Origin of the sequence: Actinoplanes teichomyceticus ATCC 31121 (genome assembly GCF_003711105.1) — a bacterium.
GTDB lineage: Bacteria > Actinomycetota > Actinomycetes > Mycobacteriales > Micromonosporaceae > Actinoplanes > Actinoplanes teichomyceticus.
Genome location: NZ_CP023865.1, coordinates 2,308,339 through 2,325,227 on the forward strand (window position 1 = coordinate 2,308,339; position 16,889 = coordinate 2,325,227).

General features: G+C 73.8%; 16 protein-coding genes, 1 tRNA gene and 1 pseudogene. 10 read left to right on the forward strand and 8 right to left on the reverse strand.

The window, feature by feature from the left end; genetic code table 11:
* Window positions 1-41 precede the first annotated feature (41 nt).
* Together ACTEI_RS10390 and ACTEI_RS10395 are read right to left on the reverse strand one after the other, a co-directional pair.
* Window positions 42-569: a hypothetical protein gene (locus tag ACTEI_RS10390; protein ID WP_145830842.1), complete on the reverse strand. Its 528-nt coding sequence runs from the start codon at window positions 567-569 to the stop codon at window positions 42-44.
* Window positions 570-613: 44 nt separating this feature from the next.
* Window positions 614-1,633 (reverse strand): NADPH:quinone reductase, encoded by a 1,020-nt coding sequence (locus tag ACTEI_RS10395; protein WP_122977464.1) that lies wholly within the window; start codon window positions 1,631-1,633, stop codon window positions 614-616.
* A 98-nt stretch (window positions 1,634-1,731) separates the two neighbouring features.
* Here ACTEI_RS10395 and ACTEI_RS10400 point away from each other — a divergent pair, with 98 nt between their 5' ends.
* Complete coding sequence (locus ACTEI_RS10400; RefSeq protein WP_239082320.1) at window positions 1,732-2,085, forward strand: ArsR/SmtB family transcription factor; 354 nt, start codon at window positions 1,732-1,734, stop codon at window positions 2,083-2,085.
* 492 nt (window positions 2,086-2,577) lie between these two features.
* On the opposite strand, the gene ACTEI_RS10410 is transcribed toward ACTEI_RS10400, so the two are convergent.
* Both ACTEI_RS10410 and ACTEI_RS10415 read right to left on the reverse strand, forming a co-directional pair.
* On the reverse strand, window positions 2,578-3,501 hold the full coding sequence (locus tag ACTEI_RS10410) for an NADP-dependent oxidoreductase (protein WP_122977466.1): 924 nt from the start codon (window positions 3,499-3,501) through the stop codon (window positions 2,578-2,580).
* Window positions 3,502-3,607: 106 nt separating this feature from the next.
* Entirely contained in the window at window positions 3,608-4,003 is a 396-nt protein-coding gene (locus ACTEI_RS10415; RefSeq protein ID WP_122977467.1) for a MerR family transcriptional regulator, read from the reverse strand.
* Between the two features lie 79 nt (window positions 4,004-4,082).
* Between ACTEI_RS10415 and ACTEI_RS39310 the strand changes: the two are divergent.
* The 4 genes and pseudogenes from ACTEI_RS39310 to ACTEI_RS36880 form a co-directional block, all read left to right on the forward strand.
* Window positions 4,083-4,608 (forward strand): annotated as a pseudogene (locus tag ACTEI_RS39310) (hypothetical protein); the annotation flags it as partial.
* Window positions 4,609-4,754: 146 nt separating this feature from the next.
* The gene (locus ACTEI_RS36870) at window positions 4,755-5,114 is read left to right on the forward strand and encodes an ABC transporter permease (RefSeq protein WP_164465903.1); all 360 of its coding nucleotides are present in this window, start codon (window positions 4,755-4,757) and stop codon (window positions 5,112-5,114) included.
* Window positions 5,111-5,338 (forward strand): ABC transporter permease, encoded by a 228-nt coding sequence (locus tag ACTEI_RS36875; RefSeq protein ID WP_164465904.1) that lies wholly within the window; start codon window positions 5,111-5,113, stop codon window positions 5,336-5,338. The genes ACTEI_RS36870 and ACTEI_RS36875 overlap by 4 nt, the downstream gene beginning before the upstream one ends.
* A 15-nt stretch (window positions 5,339-5,353) precedes the next feature.
* Window positions 5,354-5,623: a hypothetical protein gene (locus tag ACTEI_RS36880; protein ID WP_145830843.1), complete on the forward strand. Its 270-nt coding sequence runs from the start codon at window positions 5,354-5,356 to the stop codon at window positions 5,621-5,623.
* 216 nt (window positions 5,624-5,839) lie between these two features.
* Here ACTEI_RS36880 and ACTEI_RS10430 read toward each other — a convergent pair.
* From ACTEI_RS10430 to ACTEI_RS38175, 4 genes are all read right to left on the reverse strand, one after another.
* Window positions 5,840-5,922 (reverse strand) — tRNA-Leu (locus tag ACTEI_RS10430).
* A 245-nt stretch (window positions 5,923-6,167) separates the two neighbouring features.
* Window positions 6,168-6,482, reverse strand: coding sequence for a hypothetical protein (locus ACTEI_RS38165; protein ID WP_239082319.1), 315 nt, complete (start codon window positions 6,480-6,482; stop codon window positions 6,168-6,170).
* Between the two features lie 413 nt (window positions 6,483-6,895).
* A complete protein-coding gene (locus tag ACTEI_RS38170) occupies window positions 6,896-7,774 on the reverse strand; it encodes a hypothetical protein (protein WP_145830844.1) in 879 nt (292 codons plus the stop codon).
* A 913-nt stretch (window positions 7,775-8,687) separates the two neighbouring features.
* On the reverse strand, window positions 8,688-8,888 hold the full coding sequence (locus ACTEI_RS38175) for a hypothetical protein (RefSeq protein WP_145830845.1): 201 nt from the start codon (window positions 8,886-8,888) through the stop codon (window positions 8,688-8,690).
* A gap of 33 nt (window positions 8,889-8,921) precedes the next feature.
* Between ACTEI_RS38175 and ACTEI_RS38180 the strand changes: the two genes are divergently transcribed.
* The 5 genes from ACTEI_RS38180 (at window position 8,922) to ACTEI_RS10455 (ending at window position 16,875) form a co-directional block, all read left to right on the forward strand.
* Complete coding sequence (locus ACTEI_RS38180) at window positions 8,922-9,464, forward strand: fibronectin type III domain-containing protein (protein WP_145830846.1); 543 nt, start codon at window positions 8,922-8,924, stop codon at window positions 9,462-9,464.
* A 113-nt stretch (window positions 9,465-9,577) separates the two neighbouring features.
* Entirely contained in the window at window positions 9,578-12,217 is a 2,640-nt protein-coding gene (locus ACTEI_RS10440) for a fibronectin type III domain-containing protein (protein ID WP_122977469.1), read from the forward strand.
* Between the two features lie 13 nt (window positions 12,218-12,230).
* Window positions 12,231-13,205: an AAA family ATPase gene (locus ACTEI_RS10445; RefSeq protein WP_122977470.1), complete on the forward strand. Its 975-nt coding sequence runs from the start codon at window positions 12,231-12,233 to the stop codon at window positions 13,203-13,205.
* Window positions 13,202-14,314: a DUF58 domain-containing protein gene (locus ACTEI_RS10450; protein WP_122977471.1), complete on the forward strand. Its 1,113-nt coding sequence runs from the start codon at window positions 13,202-13,204 to the stop codon at window positions 14,312-14,314. Before ACTEI_RS10445 ends, ACTEI_RS10450 begins: the two co-directional genes overlap by 4 nt.
* A complete protein-coding gene (locus ACTEI_RS10455) occupies window positions 14,308-16,875 on the forward strand; it encodes a transglutaminase TgpA family protein (RefSeq protein WP_122982048.1) in 2,568 nt (855 codons plus the stop codon). The genes ACTEI_RS10450 and ACTEI_RS10455 overlap by 7 nt, the downstream gene beginning before the upstream one ends.
* The last annotated feature ends 14 nt before the right edge of the window (window positions 16,876-16,889 follow it).

Genomic DNA, 16,889 nt, shown 5'->3' on the forward strand with positions numbered 1-16,889 from the left:
TACCCGCTCATACTCCGGTATGGGCAGGTACGGGCATGGTGTCAGCGACGCCGGGAGAACCCGGCCCGGTAGCGCCGGGCCAGGTACGCGGCGGCCGCGCGGCGCACGTGTAGCTCCTGTTCGGCCGGGTGCAGGCGCGGGTTCCAGCCGTTACGGCCGGCGAGGGCGTCGGCCACCGCGGCGATAGGTAGTTCGCCGCGTCGGGCGGCGGCCGGCACCGTGCGGCGCAGCACGCGTTCCCGGTCGATGTCCTGCGCCGGCCCGGCCGTGACCTGCGGCACCGGGAACGCGGCGGCGGCCCGGGCGCGGGCCAGGCGCATGTCGGCGTCCTGCCACGCCGCCCAGGTGGCGTCGAGACTCTGCTGCGCCTGCTGCCGATGCTCGTGCCAGCGCTGCGCGGTCGTCGCCGCATGCCCGGCCGCGGCGGCGAGCTCGTCGGCGTAACGCACGACCCCGGCTGCCCGCTGCCGGTCGTGGTCGCGCTGCTCGCGGTAGCGGCGCAGCGCATCCGCTGCCTGCCGCAACGCCTGCCCGGGCCGGCGGACCCCCTCCGGGCTGGCAAGCACCACCAGCGCCGGACCGGCGAGGCAGAGGTGCGCCTGCTGACTGAACTTCAGGGCGTGACGTCCACCAGTACCTTGCCGATCGTGCCGGTCTCCACTGCCCGGTGAGCGTCGGCGGTGCGGTGCAGCGGGAAGCGGACCAGTGGCAGGCCGTGCTTTTCGCCGACCGGCAGGGCGCCGTCGCGGACCGCTGCGGCGACGTCCTCGACCGCGATGGCGCGCGCTTGCGGGCCCGCCGTGTAGAGCACCAGGAACTGCAAGCGTGTGTTCAGCACCATGTTCTGCCCCACGTTCAGCTCGACCGTTCGTCCGCCCTCGTTGGCGTAAGTCGCGATCGTGCCGCGCGTGCGCAGCACGGCCAGGTCCAGTGCGAGGTTCGCGCCTAGCGCCACCTCGGCGACGATGTCGACGCCGTCCGGGGCGATGGCACGGATGGCGGCGGCTGGGTCGCCCTCGCGATAATTGATCACATGGTGGGCGCCGGCCGCGGTGGCCAGCTTCGCCTTCTCCGGGCTGCTGACCGTGCTGATCACGGTGGCGGCGGCCCATCGGGCGAGCTGGATGACCGCGTGCCCGACCGCGCCGGCCCCGCCGACGGCGAGCACGATCTTGCCGTCGAGTGCGCCGGGGTACAGGCGGCGCGGCCCGTCCTCGGCGACGGTCAGTGCGCGGTGTGCGGTGAGCGCGGGTACGCCGAGCGAGGCGCCGGCGTCGAAGCCGGCCTCGTCGGGCAGTGGCACGGCATGGTCGGCGGGCACGACGGTGAACTCGGCGGCGGTGCCTGTGGGCCGCCCGGCGGCGGCCATGAACAGCCACACCCGTTGCCCGACCCGGCCTGGGTCGACGCCCTCACCGACGGCGTCGATCACTCCGGCGCCGTCGAGGTGCGGGGTGATCTCACGGAAGAGCTTGCGGTGGGCGACGCCGGAGCGGGCCTGCCAGTCGGTCGGGTTGACGCCGGACACGGCGACCCGGACGCGGACCTCGCCGGGACCCGGCGCGGGCCGGTCACGCTCGACGAGTTGGAGAACGTCGGGGCCGCCGTTGTCACGGTAGATGATCGCCTTCATGATCCGTCCAATGTTCGATCTGCGTCGTTCGGTTTGATCCACATCGAACGGTACGGCGTGGATCGAACCTCCCGCAAGCATTGGCTACGCTTCCTCTTGTGACCGAGGTGATCGAACCCGCCCTCCAGACCGTGACGATCGACGTGGTGCTCAGCGCGCTCGCCGACCCGGTACGGCTCACCTTCGTGCGGGCGCTCGACGCCGCCGGGGACTGGACCTGTGGCAGCGACGTCCTCAGGAACACCGGCGTCACCATCGGCAAGTCCACCCTGTCGCACCACATGAAGGTGCTGCGCGATGCCGGCCTGATCCGTACCCGCGTCGACGGCATCCGCCGGCTGGTCACGCTCCGGTACGACGAGGTGGAACAACGCTTCCCCGGGCTGCTGGCCATGCTCCGCGAGCACAGGCCCGCCCCTGCCGCCGCGGGGTCGCCCGCCTCAACCGCATGACGCGGGCGACAGCGAGCGCTACCAGGCCCCCGTTGGAGCAGTCGCCGTAGCCGCAGCCCGAGACCGCTGGCGGCTTTGCCGGGCTCCACTGCTCGGTCATTCCGTCGATCATGTTCGACGCCGGGCGCCACTTCTCCCGGTGCCGTACGTCGTCGCCGATGCCGGCCCGGACCCGCTTCTGCCGGACCGCGGCCGCCCTGCCCGAGGTCGCTTAGCGACATCCGCATCTGCCGCGGACAACGCGTGATCTGCCCCGGCCGACCGTCACCCCGCGTGATGAGTCCACCGAGAGTGAGCCAGAGCCACCACCGGCTCTGTCACGCCTACCGTGACAGACCCGAGTCGTGGTCCCGTTCGAGCGGAAATTCGGGTCTTGCTGTCTGCTCACGATTTCCCCCGGCGTGAGTCTGGGACCCGCCCCGGCCGCGGCGGTTGGTGACCACGGACTCTCGTCAGGCCGCACCCGTGGTTTCCGGCGTCGGCGGACGCGTCTCATGCCACCTTGATGACAACCTTGCCCGAAGTATGACCGTTCTCGACGGTGGCGAGGGCGGCCGGAGCGTCGGCGAGTGGATGGACCGCAGTGATCACGGGTGGGAGGACTCCGTCGAGGGCCAGCCGTGCGGCCCGCTCCAGGTTCTCGCGGTCGAGACGACGCGCGACGAAACGCCCACCGATCTCGGGCACAGACATGTCACCCACGGCGATGACGTTGTGGGAATCCTTGGCCAGGGGAGCGACCGTCCGCAGCGAGGTGCCTCCGACCAGGTCGACGATCCCGTCGAAGCCGTCCGGAACCAGCTCGCGTGCCGCAGCGACGACATCCCCGGCGGTGTAGTCGATGAACCGTACCCCGATGGCCTCGGCGGGCTCGCGCTTGGCGGTACTCCCGATGCCGATCACCCGCAGCTCGCGCTCGACGGCCAGCCGGGCGACGAGAAGGCCGACCCCACCTCCGACGCCGTTGACCAGGACCGTAGCACCGGCCGGGAAGCCGAGTTGGTCGAGCGCGTCCACCGCGGTCGTCCCGGCCACTGGCAGCGTTGCCGCCACGGTCGCGGACAGGCCCACCGGGATGCGAGCCGTGTTCGGTGCGGACAGCACCGTCGTCTCGGCATAGGTGCCGCCACCGGTGAGTGCGAAGCCGAACACCGCGTCACCCACCTCGAGCCCGTCGACGCCCTCGCCCAGGGCGAGAACGGTTCCCGCTGCCTCCATGCCGAGGACACGGGGAAACGGACGCCCGCCGTCGAGTCCTGGTACCAGACCCGAGCGCACCATGTGGTCGAGGGGATTCACGCCGGCGACATCGACCCGGATCAGCACCTCGCCGCGACCGGGGACTGGCTCGGGGCGATCGAAGAACTCCTGCACCTCGGGCCCGCCATACCTGCCGAAACCCCACGCCTGTCCCATGATTCGTTACCTCCGGTGTGACCGGCCCGGTGGTTCCGGGCTCTGCGGCCATCCTCACCGCTGACATCGATGTAAGGGGCAACCGGCGGAGGCGCGGGTCACAGCATCAGGCCGCCGGTGTCATCGGTTTGCGGGCGGTAGACAGCTCCGCCCAGTGCCGGCGGTTGATCCTGATCAGTACGTCGAGTGCGTCCCGGGTCTCGATCAGGTCGGCGATGTCGGCGTCGATCCGGTCGCGCTCGCGCGTCATCGTCACGAACGCCGACTCGGTGACGCCCGGGTCACTCGGGGTCTCGACACACGGCAGCACCGACGCGATCACGCGGCTGGACATACCCGCGGCGAACAGCTGCCGGATCAGCGACACCCGCTCGACCTCGGCATCGGAATAGTGGCGCTGCCCGGCATCGGAGCGTGCGCTGGTCAGCAGGCCCTGCTCCTCGTAGTACCGCAGGGAGCGCGGACTCACGCCCGTGCGCTTGGACAGCTCGCCGATCCGCATCCCTGAAAGCCTACGCTCGTATGCTCCAAGACTCGGAGCACCTGCCTTCGGTCATCCCCTCGTCGGGCCGGCTGAGCCGTCCACGGGCTACTACTCGTCACATTCCCGGTTCTTCTGGGCCTGGCCGCACCTGGATCGTTCCGGCTGCCGATCGTCTGGGCCCTGGTCCATGCGAAAGCCGACGAACGTCAGGTCCTGGCCGCCGTATCCGAAGAAGACCCCGGCCTGCTTGCGACCCGTCCTGGCCAACTGATCGTCGCCGATGAGGGCTACGTCTCCGCCGAACCCGATCGCTGGCTCGCCGAGCGCGGAGCCCGGCAGATCCGGCCGTCCTGCCGCAACCGCACCCCGCGACCCGGCGAACATTCACCCGAACCCGTACGCCAGTTGATCGAGTCGGTCAATGACACCTCAAAGGCCAACTCGACCTCGAACTCCACGGCGGCCGCAGCACCGAAGGCATCGGCGCCCAACGCCTCCTCGCCATGACCACCGCCAGCTTGCACGACCGCACCACCGGACAGCCCGTGACCAGGTCATCGATCGCCTTGAGCGACCAGGACCCTGATCGGCGGGCGGCCTGCCGCCCGGGGTACGCCGACTGACCCGTACCGAGGATCTGCGGTATGAATGAGCCGGACCACGATCTTGAGGAAGTTGTCAGATCTCCCGTGATCCGCTGCGGGAGCCGCGCCGCATCAGCCGAGACTTCACCGTCGAGCTACCCCTGCTGCCCGAACTCGACCGGTCGGTGTTCGTCGGCCGGCCGGCCGCCCGCTCCGAACTGGCCTTCGACGGCAACCCCACAGTCCTCTACATCCAGACGGCCGAACCCGCGATCGAGGACGTCCGCGCCGTACTGCCGGAGACGGTGAACCCGGTACAGCCCGCCGACGTCGTGGTCAGCCGCCCCTCGGAGGCGCTGCTCGCCAGGCGGGCCACCGAGAACGCGTTCTCGGCGCTGTTCCTCGCCCTCGCCGCAGTGGCCCTGCTCGTCGGGGGGATCGGCGTGGCCAACACCATGGTCGTCTCCGTCCTGGAACGCCGCGCCGAGATCGGGTTACGCCGCGCGGTCGGAGCGACCAAGGGCCGATCTGGGGACAGTTCATGATCGAGTCGGTGATGCTCGCGTTGCTGGGCGGCGTCACCGGATCGCTGCTCGGCGCCTGCGCCACGGCGGTCTGGGCAGCCTGGCATCAGTGGCCGGTCGTCGTTCCGCTGTCCGTGACCCGCGCCGGGCTCGCCGGCGCCCTACTCGTCGGCATGGCCGCGGGCGTCTACCCCTCCATGCGCGCCGCGGTGCTCCTACCGACCGAAGCCCTCGGCAGCGGCTGAGCTACCGCGAGACCCATGACCTTCGTCCGTCGGCCGGACCCACCTCACTGGCTGCGCCACTCCACTCTCACCTGGGTCGAACGCAACCTCTCCCAGGCCGTCGCAAGAGCATTCGCCGGTCATGCCACCAGCGCCGGTGAGGGTGGCGCCACAGCGACCTATGTCAATGCCACGCTGCAGGAGATCGCTCAAGCAGTCGCCGCTCTCACCGGTCAGCCGCATCCCCCTGCGATAGCCGATCCGATGACGGCGATGTTCGCGACGGGCACTGAACTCGCGAGCTGAGGATCTGATGAGGGATGCGCAGGGATCTCGTCAGCTTGCGTGATCGCAATCGCGCGAGTGGAGTTACCGCTGACCAACGGCTATTTGCCCTTAACGAAGTAAGGCCTCACCGATTGGTGAGGCCTTACTTCTATGTCTTGCCGCGGCACAGTGTCCAGCTGACTGGCTGCCGTGTGCCGCATGAACACTCATTGCAGCATGAGTGCGTCGTTTGCGTGTCCGGAGGGGGACTTGAACCCCCATGCCCTTGCGGGCACTAGCACCTCAAGCTAGCGCGTCTGCCATTCCGCCACCCGGACCTGATGTCGTACAGCCTAGCGGCATCCTCGCCCCGGCTTCCACCTGGGTTTCGGCTGCCTCGTCGGCCGCACAGGTGAGAACAGTACACGGTCCCCGGAGCGGCTTGCAGCAGGGGTCGGAGGCTGGACAAGCAGTCGCATATGGGGACGGAGCGGGATCCGGCCTGGTTTCTCGGGGGAGTACCGGGCAGCATGGCGGGGTGTCCCACCCCTCCCCGTTGACTCCGGCCCTGGAACAGGCACGCTCACTGGCGGCTGGGGGCGACCTTGCCGGGGCGGCCGAGGTCCTGGAACGTGCCGTCGAGTTCGGCCGGGCGAGCCTCGGCCAGGACGATCCCGAGGTGCTGCGGGCGCACCGGGAGCTGGCTTCGGCGCGCCATCGGCTGGGCGATCCGGCGGCGGCGCGACGGGTGCTGGAGACGGCGTACGCGGCGGGGCAGTTCCGCCTCGGCGATGACCAGCCGGTCATGCTGCAGATCTCCTACGATCTCGGGGTCGTCGCCCAGGAGTTGGGCAACCGGCACGAGGCGCGGAAGGCGTTCGGGCGGGTCGCCCAGCACGGGCCCGCGGTCCTCGGGCCGGGGCACTGGGCGGTGGCCCAGGCACAGGCCTATCTCGCGCAGAACCCGGCGGGCGCAGCGCGCGTCGGCCCGGCCCGGCAGATGCCGCCGGACACTCCGATGACGCCGCCGGGCCGATTGGTCAGCCCGCCCGCCCCGCCGCAGCAGCCGGGTGACTCCCGGGCGGCGTCGGCCCGGCCGGCGGCGCCGCAGCAGCAGAACGGTCCGTGGGACTCCGGGCCGGCGCACACGCCGGCTCACCGGCAGTCCGGGCCGATGCCGCCGGGTGGGCAGCCGGTGGGGACGCCGCCGGGCCAGCAGGACACGGGGCTGCCGCCTGGCCCGCAGCCGACGGCGATTCCGCGGCGAGGAGCCGCGGCGATTCCGGCGCAGAGGGCTCCGGGATGGGGTGGTCAGCCGCAGGCGGCCGATCCGGCTTCGCCGCAGCAGGCGGGGCAGCGGTCCGTGCCGATGCCGCCGTCCGCGGATCTCCATGAGTACCCGCCCCCCGTCTGGCCGTCGGAGCAGCCGTTCCGGGAGTACCCCGCCCCGGTGTGGCCGGCGGACGAGAGCGAACCGTCGTTCCGGGCGTACCCGGCTCCGATCTGGCCCTCGGACCAGCCGCCGTCAACTGACGCGCCGCGGCCGGCCGAGGCCGCGTCGGCGATCCACCCCGATCCCGCGGCTGCGGCGCAGAGGACGCCGGAACCGGACGGCGAGTCGCGGGTGTCCCCGGGGCCGGCGGCCTTTCCGCCCGCACAGCCGCCGGACGGCTTCGTGCTGCCGCCTTCGCCGGCCGGCCAGTTCGGACCGCCTCCGCTGACCGATCCAGCACAGACACTGACCCGTCCGGAGGCGCCCGCGCCGGGTGCGCCGGAAGCGCCGCCGGCCGCGCCGAGGTCGTTCGGGGCGGCGCCCGGCGCGCCTGGGGTTTCCGCAGCGTCGCCAGTCGCGCCTGGCGTATCCACCGTGCCGCCGGCCGCGCCTGGCATCTCTGCCCCGCCGCCCGCGGGGGCGGGCACATCTGCGGTGTCGTCGGCGACGCCGGACGTTCCTGCAGCGCCGCCCGCGGGGGCGGGCACATCTGCGGTGTGGTCGGCGACGCCGGACGTTCCTGCAGCGCCGCCCGCCGGGCCGGGGCCGTCGAAGGTGGCGCCGACCGGATCGGCGCCGGATGCCACGAGGGCGGTGACGCCGGACGTGCCGGGACCGGCCGCCGCGGAAGCGCGGACGGCGTTCCGGCCGCAGTCGCCGTGGGGCCCGGCGCCGAGTGCCGGCGACGAGCCGGCCACCGCGCCGTTCCAGGAGGTCGAGCCGGGCCTGTTCGCCATGCCGGGCGCGCCGGAGACCCCGGCGCTCTACCACCGCCGGTCCGGCGATGCGGTCGTGGTCGTCCCGCGGGCCGATCCGGTGATCATGCCGGCTGCCGCGGAACGGTCTCCGGCCGCGCCGGAGGCGCGATCCGATTCGGTCACCGCAGGCGCGGAGGCGGTGGCTTCAACCATTTTCCCGGTACGACCGGAACCCGCCCGCCGAGCCGGACCGCAACCGGCGGCGCCCGACCGTCCGGTCACGCCGGAGCCCGACGGCACCGGCGGTACGCCCGGTCGACGCCGAGAGGCAGCACGCCCGGGCGGAGACGATCTCGCCGTCGACAACTCGCGCGCGGTACGGAAGGCGACGGCCAGCGCCCCGGCCGCGCCCGACGAGGGGTCGACGCGGGGTGTGACGGCCAGCGGCCCGGCCGCGCCCGACGAGGGGTCGGCGCCGGGTGCGACGGACAGCGCCCCGGCCGCGCCCGACGAGGGGTCGGCGCCGGGTGCGACGGCCAGCGGCCCGGCCGCGCCCGACGAGGGGTCGGCGCCGGGTGCGGCGGCGAGCGGTCCGGCGGCGGCGGGCGTTCCGGGCGTGGCTGCGGGCAGCCCGGCGGTAGTGGCGGGCAGTCCGGGGAGCGGCCCGGCCGTGGAGCCGGACACAGCGGTGTTGCCGCTGGTGGAGAGCCGCGCCGCGGGACGGCCTGAGGCCCCCGCGCACAGCCGGCCCGCCGCCGCCCGGCCGCCGCGGGCCGCCGGTCCGTGGGCCGGTGAGCCGGAGACCCAGCGTGCGAGCGCGGCGGCACCCGGCCCGGGGAACGAGCCGGCGCGGCCCGTGCCCCCGCCGGGTGGCCGTGAGCGGGCCGCCGGACAGCTCGGCGTTCACCCGATGTCACCCGGCGCGACGGGGAGTCAGTGGCCGGACGTCGGCCAGGCCGGCCACCCCGAGCAGACCGGTCCACGCCAGCTCGGCCACCACCGGGCCGCCCCCCAGCGGGCACCACAGCCCGAGGCGGCGCAGCGGGCGGCTCACCGGCCGGCCGGGCAGCCGGGGGTCCGCCAGGTGCCGGCCGGCCCCGCGGGCGTCCATCACCAGGCGCAGGCGGGCGGGTATGCGCCGGCCGGGGTGTATCACCGTGGCGAGGGCGGGGTCTGGCAGCAGGACCCGGCCACCACGGCGGCGCGTGACAGTGGCACGGGCGGTCCCGCGTCGTACCCGAAGGGGAACGAACCGGAACCGGCCGGGACCCGGCGGCGCGGCATGGCGCTGTTCGCGGTGATCGCCGCGACGCTCGCCGCGATCGTCGCGGTCGCGGCGATGGTGTTCACCCTGGCGCACCGCGGCGGCACCGGTGAGCGGACCGACACCCCGCCGGGTGCGCCGACGGTCGCCGGCGCCCCTCCCGGGGACGTGCGGCTGGCCGATCGGGGCACCGAGATCGAGGTGTCCTGGAGCGATCCGACGCGCGCCACGGTGAGCTTCATGATCACTATGGCGCATCCGGGCGAGCAGTTGAAACCGGTCAAGACGGTCGGGCCGGGGCAGACGTCGAACCGGATCGAGGGGTTGAACCCGTCGCTCGACTACTGCTTCGCGGTGGTCGCGGTGTACGCGACCGACCGGTTCGCCGCCTCGCCGCAGCAGTGCACCGATCGTGGCAAAAACTGATCACGTGGCTTGTCCACAGCGGTGAACGGTGGGTATCGACGCCCGCCGTAACCCACCTATGATGGCCTGCGTCCTGGACACGCCAACGCTCGCCGAACGGGGGGACAGCTGCTGTGAGCAGCACAGACGCCGCGCCGACCGGGGCCCGCAAGCGTCGGTTACCCAGTCGTGGCTATCTCGTCACGGCCGGTACGGTGCTGGCTCTCGCCGCGGGCCTCGGGCTGACCGTGCTCGGTCTCGGCGCCGCCGACGAGGCGGTGGCCAGCTTCGACGCGGCGTCCTGGGTGTGGAGCCGCGGCAAGGGCGAGGTGTCCCGGGTCAACGGCGTCACCGCGAAGATCGACACCCGGGTCGACGTGGGACAGGCCCGCGGGCACGGGTTGCAGGTCAGCCAGAGTGACCGGTTCGTCATCCTGCGCGACGTCGACACCGGCGCGATCGCCTCGATGGACCTGACGGATCTGCAGGCGTTCTGGAACCAGCAGTCGTCGCCGGGCATCGGCGTGAGCGTGGCGCTGCACGGCGACTCGGCGTTCGTCGTCGACTCGGTGCAGGGCCGGGTGCAGCAGGTGGACCCGGGCAGCCTGCAGGCGATCGGCCAGCCGGTCAGTTTCCCGCCGGGCATCACCGGTGGCGCCTTCGACGGCAAGGGCCGGCTGTGGATCGTGGTGCCCGGCGAGGGCACGGTGACCGCGATCACCCCGGCCCCGGTCGCCACCGGCGGGCAGGGCGGCGGGGCGCAGCCGCAGCGGGTGCGCACCGAGCCGGTCGGCGGCGCCAGCCACGACTTCCAGCTGACCACCCTGCACGACGGCGTCGCCGTGCTGGACCGCACCACCAACGAGCTCACCCGGGTCGGCGACACCGCCACCGCCCGTGTCACGCTCCCGCTGCCCGGGCCGGGCACGCTGCCCGCGCACACCGACGGCAGCACCGTCGCGGTCACCGTGCCGGACGCGCGCCGGGTCCTCGGCGTCGACCCGCAGGGCGCGGTCAAGGCGACGTTCACCGTGCCCGGCGCGCAGACCGGGCTGCAGCCCGCCGTCTCCTGGGAGGGCTACTACTACGTCGCCGACGCCGGTGGCGGCACCGTGCACGTGTTCGACGAGGCCGGCCAGCCGCGCAAGCCGATCACCTTCCAGCGCCCCGGCGGGTCGGTCGAGCTCGAGGTGCGCGAGGGCTACCTTTTCATCAACGCGCCCGGCTCGTCGACCGCCCGGGTGGTGGACGGCGAGCACGGTGTCCGGGTCGTCGACAAGTACGCCGACGACGTGCTCGGCGGTGACCCGCCGCCGGTGACGACACCGCCGGTCACCCCGCCGAAGCCGAAGAAGAAGAAGCCGAACAAGCCGGTGGTCAGCAAGCCGGGCGCGCCGCGCAACGTGCGGGCCGCCGCCGGCAACGCCGAGGCCCGGGTCACCTGGCAGGCCGCCGCCGACAACGGCGCCCCGATCACGAGGTACGTGGTGACTGGCGACAACCGGACCTTCCAGGTCGGCGCGGACCAGCGGTCGCTGGTGGTGACCGGGCTGACCAACGGCGAGACGTACCAGTTCCGGGTGCACGCGGTGAACAGCAAGGGCGACGGCCCGGCCCGGGCCAGCAACCCGGTCAAGCCCACCTCCGAGGTGCCGGACCCGCCGGGCACGCCGGTCGCCGAGGCGAAACCGGACGGCTCGGTGACGGTGACCTGGCCCGCGGCGAACGGGCAGGGCCTGGCGATCCAGCGGTACACGGTGACCGCCGTCACCGAGGGCGGCGCCGCCCCGGTCGGCGACGCGACCGAGACCTCGCTGACCATCCCGGCCGGCCAGTTGGAGTACGGCAAGCAGTACGCGTTCACCGTGGTGTCGGTCAACGAGCGCGGCGCCGGCTCGAAGGCGTCCGCGATCAGCAACAGCGTGGTGCCGTTCAGCAGGCCGAACCGGCCGGAGAATCTGGACGCGGCCACGGTCACCGACCGGGCCGGGACCGTCCGGGTCACCTGGACGGCGCCGGTCGACAACGGCCGGGCCATCACGAAGTACGTGGTGAAGGCCGGTGGCCGCAGCACCGACGTGACCGACGGCACGACCGCCACGCTGGACGGTTTCGGCGCGGGGGAGAATGTCGCGGTCGAGGTGGTCGCCGTGAACGAGGGCGGCGAGAGCGACCCGGCCTCGGCGACCGCGCGCACCGTCGCCCCGGCCACGATCACGGTGACCGGGGTGGACACCACGTTCAACACCGCGACCGTCGGGCTCAGCGTGGACGCGGGCGGCGGCACGGCCACCTGCGCGCTGACCGTGAGCGACGGCACCGGATCGAGCGGCAGCTGCAGCAGCCTCAAGGCCACCAAGCTCGCGCCGAGCACGAAGTACACGTTCACCATCACCGCGAAGAACGCCGCCGGCACGGTCACCAAGCAGGCCACCGGGACCACCGCGGAGCTGTACGGCACGGCGACCTGCCTCAACGGTGACAGCGGCGATCAGCGGACGTACTGCGACTCCGACGTCAGCGGCCGCAACGGCAACGAGATCTTCAAGGTCACCCGGCAGGAGAACGGGCAGCAGGCCGGCTGGGTGAAGAACGGGACCCGGCTGAAGGCGTACTGCAAGAGGTCCGGCGACTCGGTGGACGCGTGGATCTACAACCACAACAAGAAGAGCACCTGGTGGATCCAGGTCGCGTACGAGGGGAAGAACTACATCCCCTGGGCCTGGCTGAACCTCGACGGCGGCGACGACCTGGCCGACCTGCCCACCTGCTGATGAGGAACATTAGGTGACTCCCGAACCGCTGCCCCCGGCGTACGTCTCCGGCTTCGCCCAGGTCGCCGGCCAGCTCGCCGATCGCATCGGCGCGGTCGTGCTGGGCAAACCGGACGTCGTACGGCTGGCCCTGACCGCGCTCTTCGCCCAGGGCCACGTCCTGCTCGAGGACGTGCCCGGGGTGGGCAAGACCACCCTGGCCCGGGCGCTGGCGGCGTCCGTGCGCGGGCAGTGGCGGCGCATCCAGTTCACCCCGGACCTGCTGCCCTCGGACGTCTCCGGCGTCACCATCTTCAACCAGGGCAGCCGGGCCTTCGAGTTCCACCCCGGCCCGGTGTTCGCCAACATCGTGATCGCCGACGAGATCAACCGGGCGTCGCCGAAGACCCAGTCGGCGCTGCTGGAGGTGATGGAGGAGCGCCGGGTGACCGTCGACGGCGTGCCGCACCCGGTGCCGCAGCCGTTCCTGGTGGTGGCCACGCAGAACCCGGTCGAGATGGACGGCACGTACCGGCTGCCCGAGGCCCAGCTGGACCGTTTCCTGGTGAAGCTCTCGGTCGGGTACCCGGACGAGGACGTGGAGATCGAGGTGCTGCGCGGCGCCGCCCAGCGCTCGCCGGACTCGCTGGAGCCGGTCACCGACACCACCACCGTCGGCGAGATGGTCAAGATGGCGCAGCGGGTGCACGTCGCCGACCCGCTCTACGCGTACGCGGTCCGGCTCGCCGCCGCCACCCGCAACCATCCGCAGGTCCGGGTCGGCGTCAGTCCCCGTGGCGTGATCGCGCTGACCCGGGCAGCGTGCGCCTACGCGCTGATCAACGGCCGGGGCTACGTCCTCCCGGAGGACCTCAAGGCGCTGGTCGAGCCGGTCTTCGCGCACCGCGTGCTGCTGTCCGCGGACGCCCAGCTGCGCGGTGTGACCGCGACCGAGGTGCTCGCCGACGCCATCACCGCGGTGCCGGTGCCGCTGCCGGCCCGCACATGACCGCTCGCGGCATCGGCCTGCTGGCCGCGGCGCTGGCGCTGCTGGCCGCCGGCTTCGGCTACGGCTACCCGGACCTCGCCCTGCTCGGCGCCACCGGCCTGGTCGCGGCCGGCTGCGCGCTGGCGTTCGCGTTCTGGCGGCCCCGCCTGGGCGTGCAGCGGGTCGCCGAACCGGACCGGGTGGCCCGCGGCGAGCCGGCGCGGATGCGGCTGACCGTGCGCAACACCAGCCGGCTGCGCGCGGCCAGCATGGTCGCCACCGACCGCTGCGGCGGCGGCATCGTGCCGGTCCCGCTGCTGCGCCTGCGTCCCGGCACCGACACATGCGTCGCGTACCCGGTGCCGACCACCCGCCGCGGCATCGTGCCGATCGGCCCGCTGCGGGTCACCCGGGGCGACCCGCTGGGCCTGGTCACCCTGGCCCGGACCTACGGCGAGGTGGTCACCGTCCGGGTGCACCCGCGGATCCACCCGCTGCGGGCCACCCCGGCCGGGATGGCGCGCAGCCTGGACGGGCGGATCGACAAGGTGCCGCACGGCACGATCACCTTCGACGCGCTGCGCGAGTACGTCGTCGGCGACGAGCTGCGCCGGGTGCATTGGCGCAGCTCCGCCAAGGTGGGCGAGCTGATGGTCCGCGAACAGCTGGACACCGCCGAGCCGACGATCGTGGTGCTGCTCGACGACCGGGCCGCGACGTACCCCGATCCGGAGGTGTTCGAGTCGGCCTGCGAGGCGGCCGCGTCGATCGTCGCCGCCGCGGTGCGCGAGGACCTGCCGGTCGGGTTGCACCTGGTGTCGACGGTGGCGGCCGGGCCGTACCTGGACGTGCTCACCGAGGCCGCGCTGCGCCCGGGTGACCTGGACGCGACGCTGCGCCGGCTGCGCGCGCAGCGGCTCGGCGACACCCTGGTCTTCCTCACCGGGCCGGGCGGGCGCGCGGATCTGGGCACGGTCGGCGCGCTGCGCGGGACGTACCCGGTGGTGCTGGCCGGGCTGTTCGGTGACCGGGACGCCGCGCCGGTCACGGCCGGCGATCGGATGATCGTCATCGAGGCCGCGGACGGCGCCGAGTTCGCGGCGGCGTGGGACGGGGTGCGCGGGTGGTGAGGCGGCTGCGGCCCTACGTGACCGCGGTGGCGTTGACCGGCCTGCTGGCGCTGTCCGGGCTGGTGCTCGGCCGGATCTACGCGGACGGCCTGCTGGCGCGCCTGGTCGCCGGGGCCGCGGTGGGCTCGGTCGGCGCCGGGCTGCTGACCCGGCGGCTGCCGTCCTGGAGCGCCGCGCCGGTCTCCGCGGCGCTGCTGGCCGGGTACACCGCGCTGGCGCTGAAACTCGCCGCCGGGCACGCCGGCCTGGCCACGCCGTTCGCGGCGATGGTGCGCGACGCCCTGGGCAACGGCATCCCGCGGCTGCTCACCGCGATGATCCCGGTGGAGTCCACGCCGGACACCGTGGTGGTGCCGGTGATCGCCACCTGGCTGGCCGGGCTGGCCGCGGTGGAGGTCGGGGTGCGGGCCCGCCGGGTGCTGCTCGGCACGCTCACCCCGGCGCTGCTCTACGCCGGCGCACTGTACGTGGTCGGCCCGAACGCGGGCGCGGCGCTCGCCCCCACCCTCGGCTTCGCCGCGCTGACCGTGCTGGCGCTCGCGGTCAGCGCCGGATCGCCGCTGCCACCGATGGACGCCGTGCCGGAGCGGACCCGCGCCGCCGTCCGGGCCCGGGCGCTGGGCAGCGCGACCGCCGGGCTGGCCGCCGTGATCGCCCTGGCGGCCGTGGTCGGCCCGTGGATCAGCGGCCAGGTCGGCGCCGATCCGGTCGATCCCCGCCGGTACGTCGAGCCCCCGCAGGTGGACAGTCTCGACGAGAGCCCGCTGAACCGGATCTCCGGCTGGCTGCTCACGCCGCGGCAGCAGCTGTTCGCGTACCAGCCGGCGACCGCCCCGACCGGCAAGGCCACCACGGTCAAGGTCCGGCTGGCGGTGCTCTCCGACTACGACGGCGTGACCTGGAAGGTCGGCGCGACGTACCGCAACGCCGGGCGGGTGCTGCCGCAGCAGCCGGTGGCGCCGGGCGCGCAGGTCACCGAGGTACGGCAGCGGATCACCGTGTCCGGGCTGACCGGGCGGCTGCTGCCGGCCGTGGCCACGCCGGCCGCGGTGTCCGGGGCGCGGGTGGCGTACGACGCGGGCACCGGCACGCTGATCCGGCCGCAGGGGCTGAGCAGCGGGCTGACCTACACGGTCACCTCGCGGGCGGCAGCGGCGGACCTCACCATGCTGCCCACCGCCGGGGTGCCGTCCGGCGACGCGGTGGTGCGCTACCTCACGGTCGGCTCCGGCGTGCCGGACTCCATCCAGCGGCTCGCCGAGCACCTCGCCGACGGCAACGGCGGGGCGTACGACCGGGCCGTCGCGATCGAGGAGTTCCTCGCCGGGCACTACCGGCAGACCCCGGACGCGCCGACCGGGCACGCCTACCCGAACCTGGCGTACTTCCTGTTCGGGCCGCGCGGCCAGGGCGGACAGGAGGGCACGTCGGAGCAGTTCGCGGCGTCGTTCGCGCTGCTCGCCCGGATGACCGGGCTGCCCAGCCGGGTGGTGGTCGGCTTCACCACGCCGGCCGCCGGTGGCCAGGTCACCGGCGGGGATGCGCTGGCCTGGCCGGAGGTGCTGTTCGACGGGCTGGGCTGGGTGCCGTTCGACCCGATGCCGTCCACCGACGACCCGACACCGGTCGAGGAGGACTTCACCCCGAAGCCGACCACCCCGCCGACCACGCCGCCGCAGACCGCGACACCGTCGGACACGCCGGCGCCGTCGGTGCCGGTGGCGGCCGCCCCGGGGCGGACCGGCGGCGGCGTGCCGGGCGGCGTGGTGGCCACGAGCGTGTCCGGGTCGGTGCTGCTCCTGCTGGGGGTGGCGGCGCTGGCGGTGGTCCGGATGAGGCGGGCGCAGCGCCGGCGCCGGCTCCACGACGGCGGGCCGGACGAGCGGATCACCGGGGCGTGGCGGGAGTTCACCGACGCGCTGCGGCTGGCCGGGCAGCCGGTGCCGGAGCACCTGTCGGCCACCGAGATGGCCGCGTACGCGGCGCGGCCACCGGCGCCCCGGCGCGGCGGTGCGCTGCGCCGGGCGGCGCCCGCCGACGGTACGGGCGCGCCGCTGCCGTCGCCCGGAGCGGGCGGGGCGCCGCTGCCGCCGCCGGGGGCGGGCAAGGCGTCGCTGCCGTCGGGAGCGGACAGGGCGTCGCTGCCGTCGCCGGGAGGAGACAGGGCGCCGCTGCCGCCGGGGGCGGGCAAGGCGTCGCTGCCGTCGGGAGCGGACAGGGCGTCGCTGCCGTCGTCGGGAGGAGACAGGGCGCCGCTGCCGCCGGGGGCGGGCAAGGCGTCGCTGCCGTCGCCGGGAGGGGACAGGGCGTCGCTGCCGTCGGGAGCGGACAGGGCGTTGCAGCCGCCGCCGGGAGCGGGCGGCGCGCCGCTGCCGCCGTTGGACGAGCTGGTCAGCGCGCTCAACACGGTCGGGTTCGCGCCAAAAGCGGCCGACGCCGGGCAGGCGGAGCGGGCCGGGGCGCAGGCGCTGGCGTACGCGGCGGCGCTGCGCGAGCGACGGTCGTGGTGGCGCAGGGTGTGGTGGAGCGTGCACCCGGGACCGCTGCGCTGGCACCGCTGACGCCGCCGGCCGCC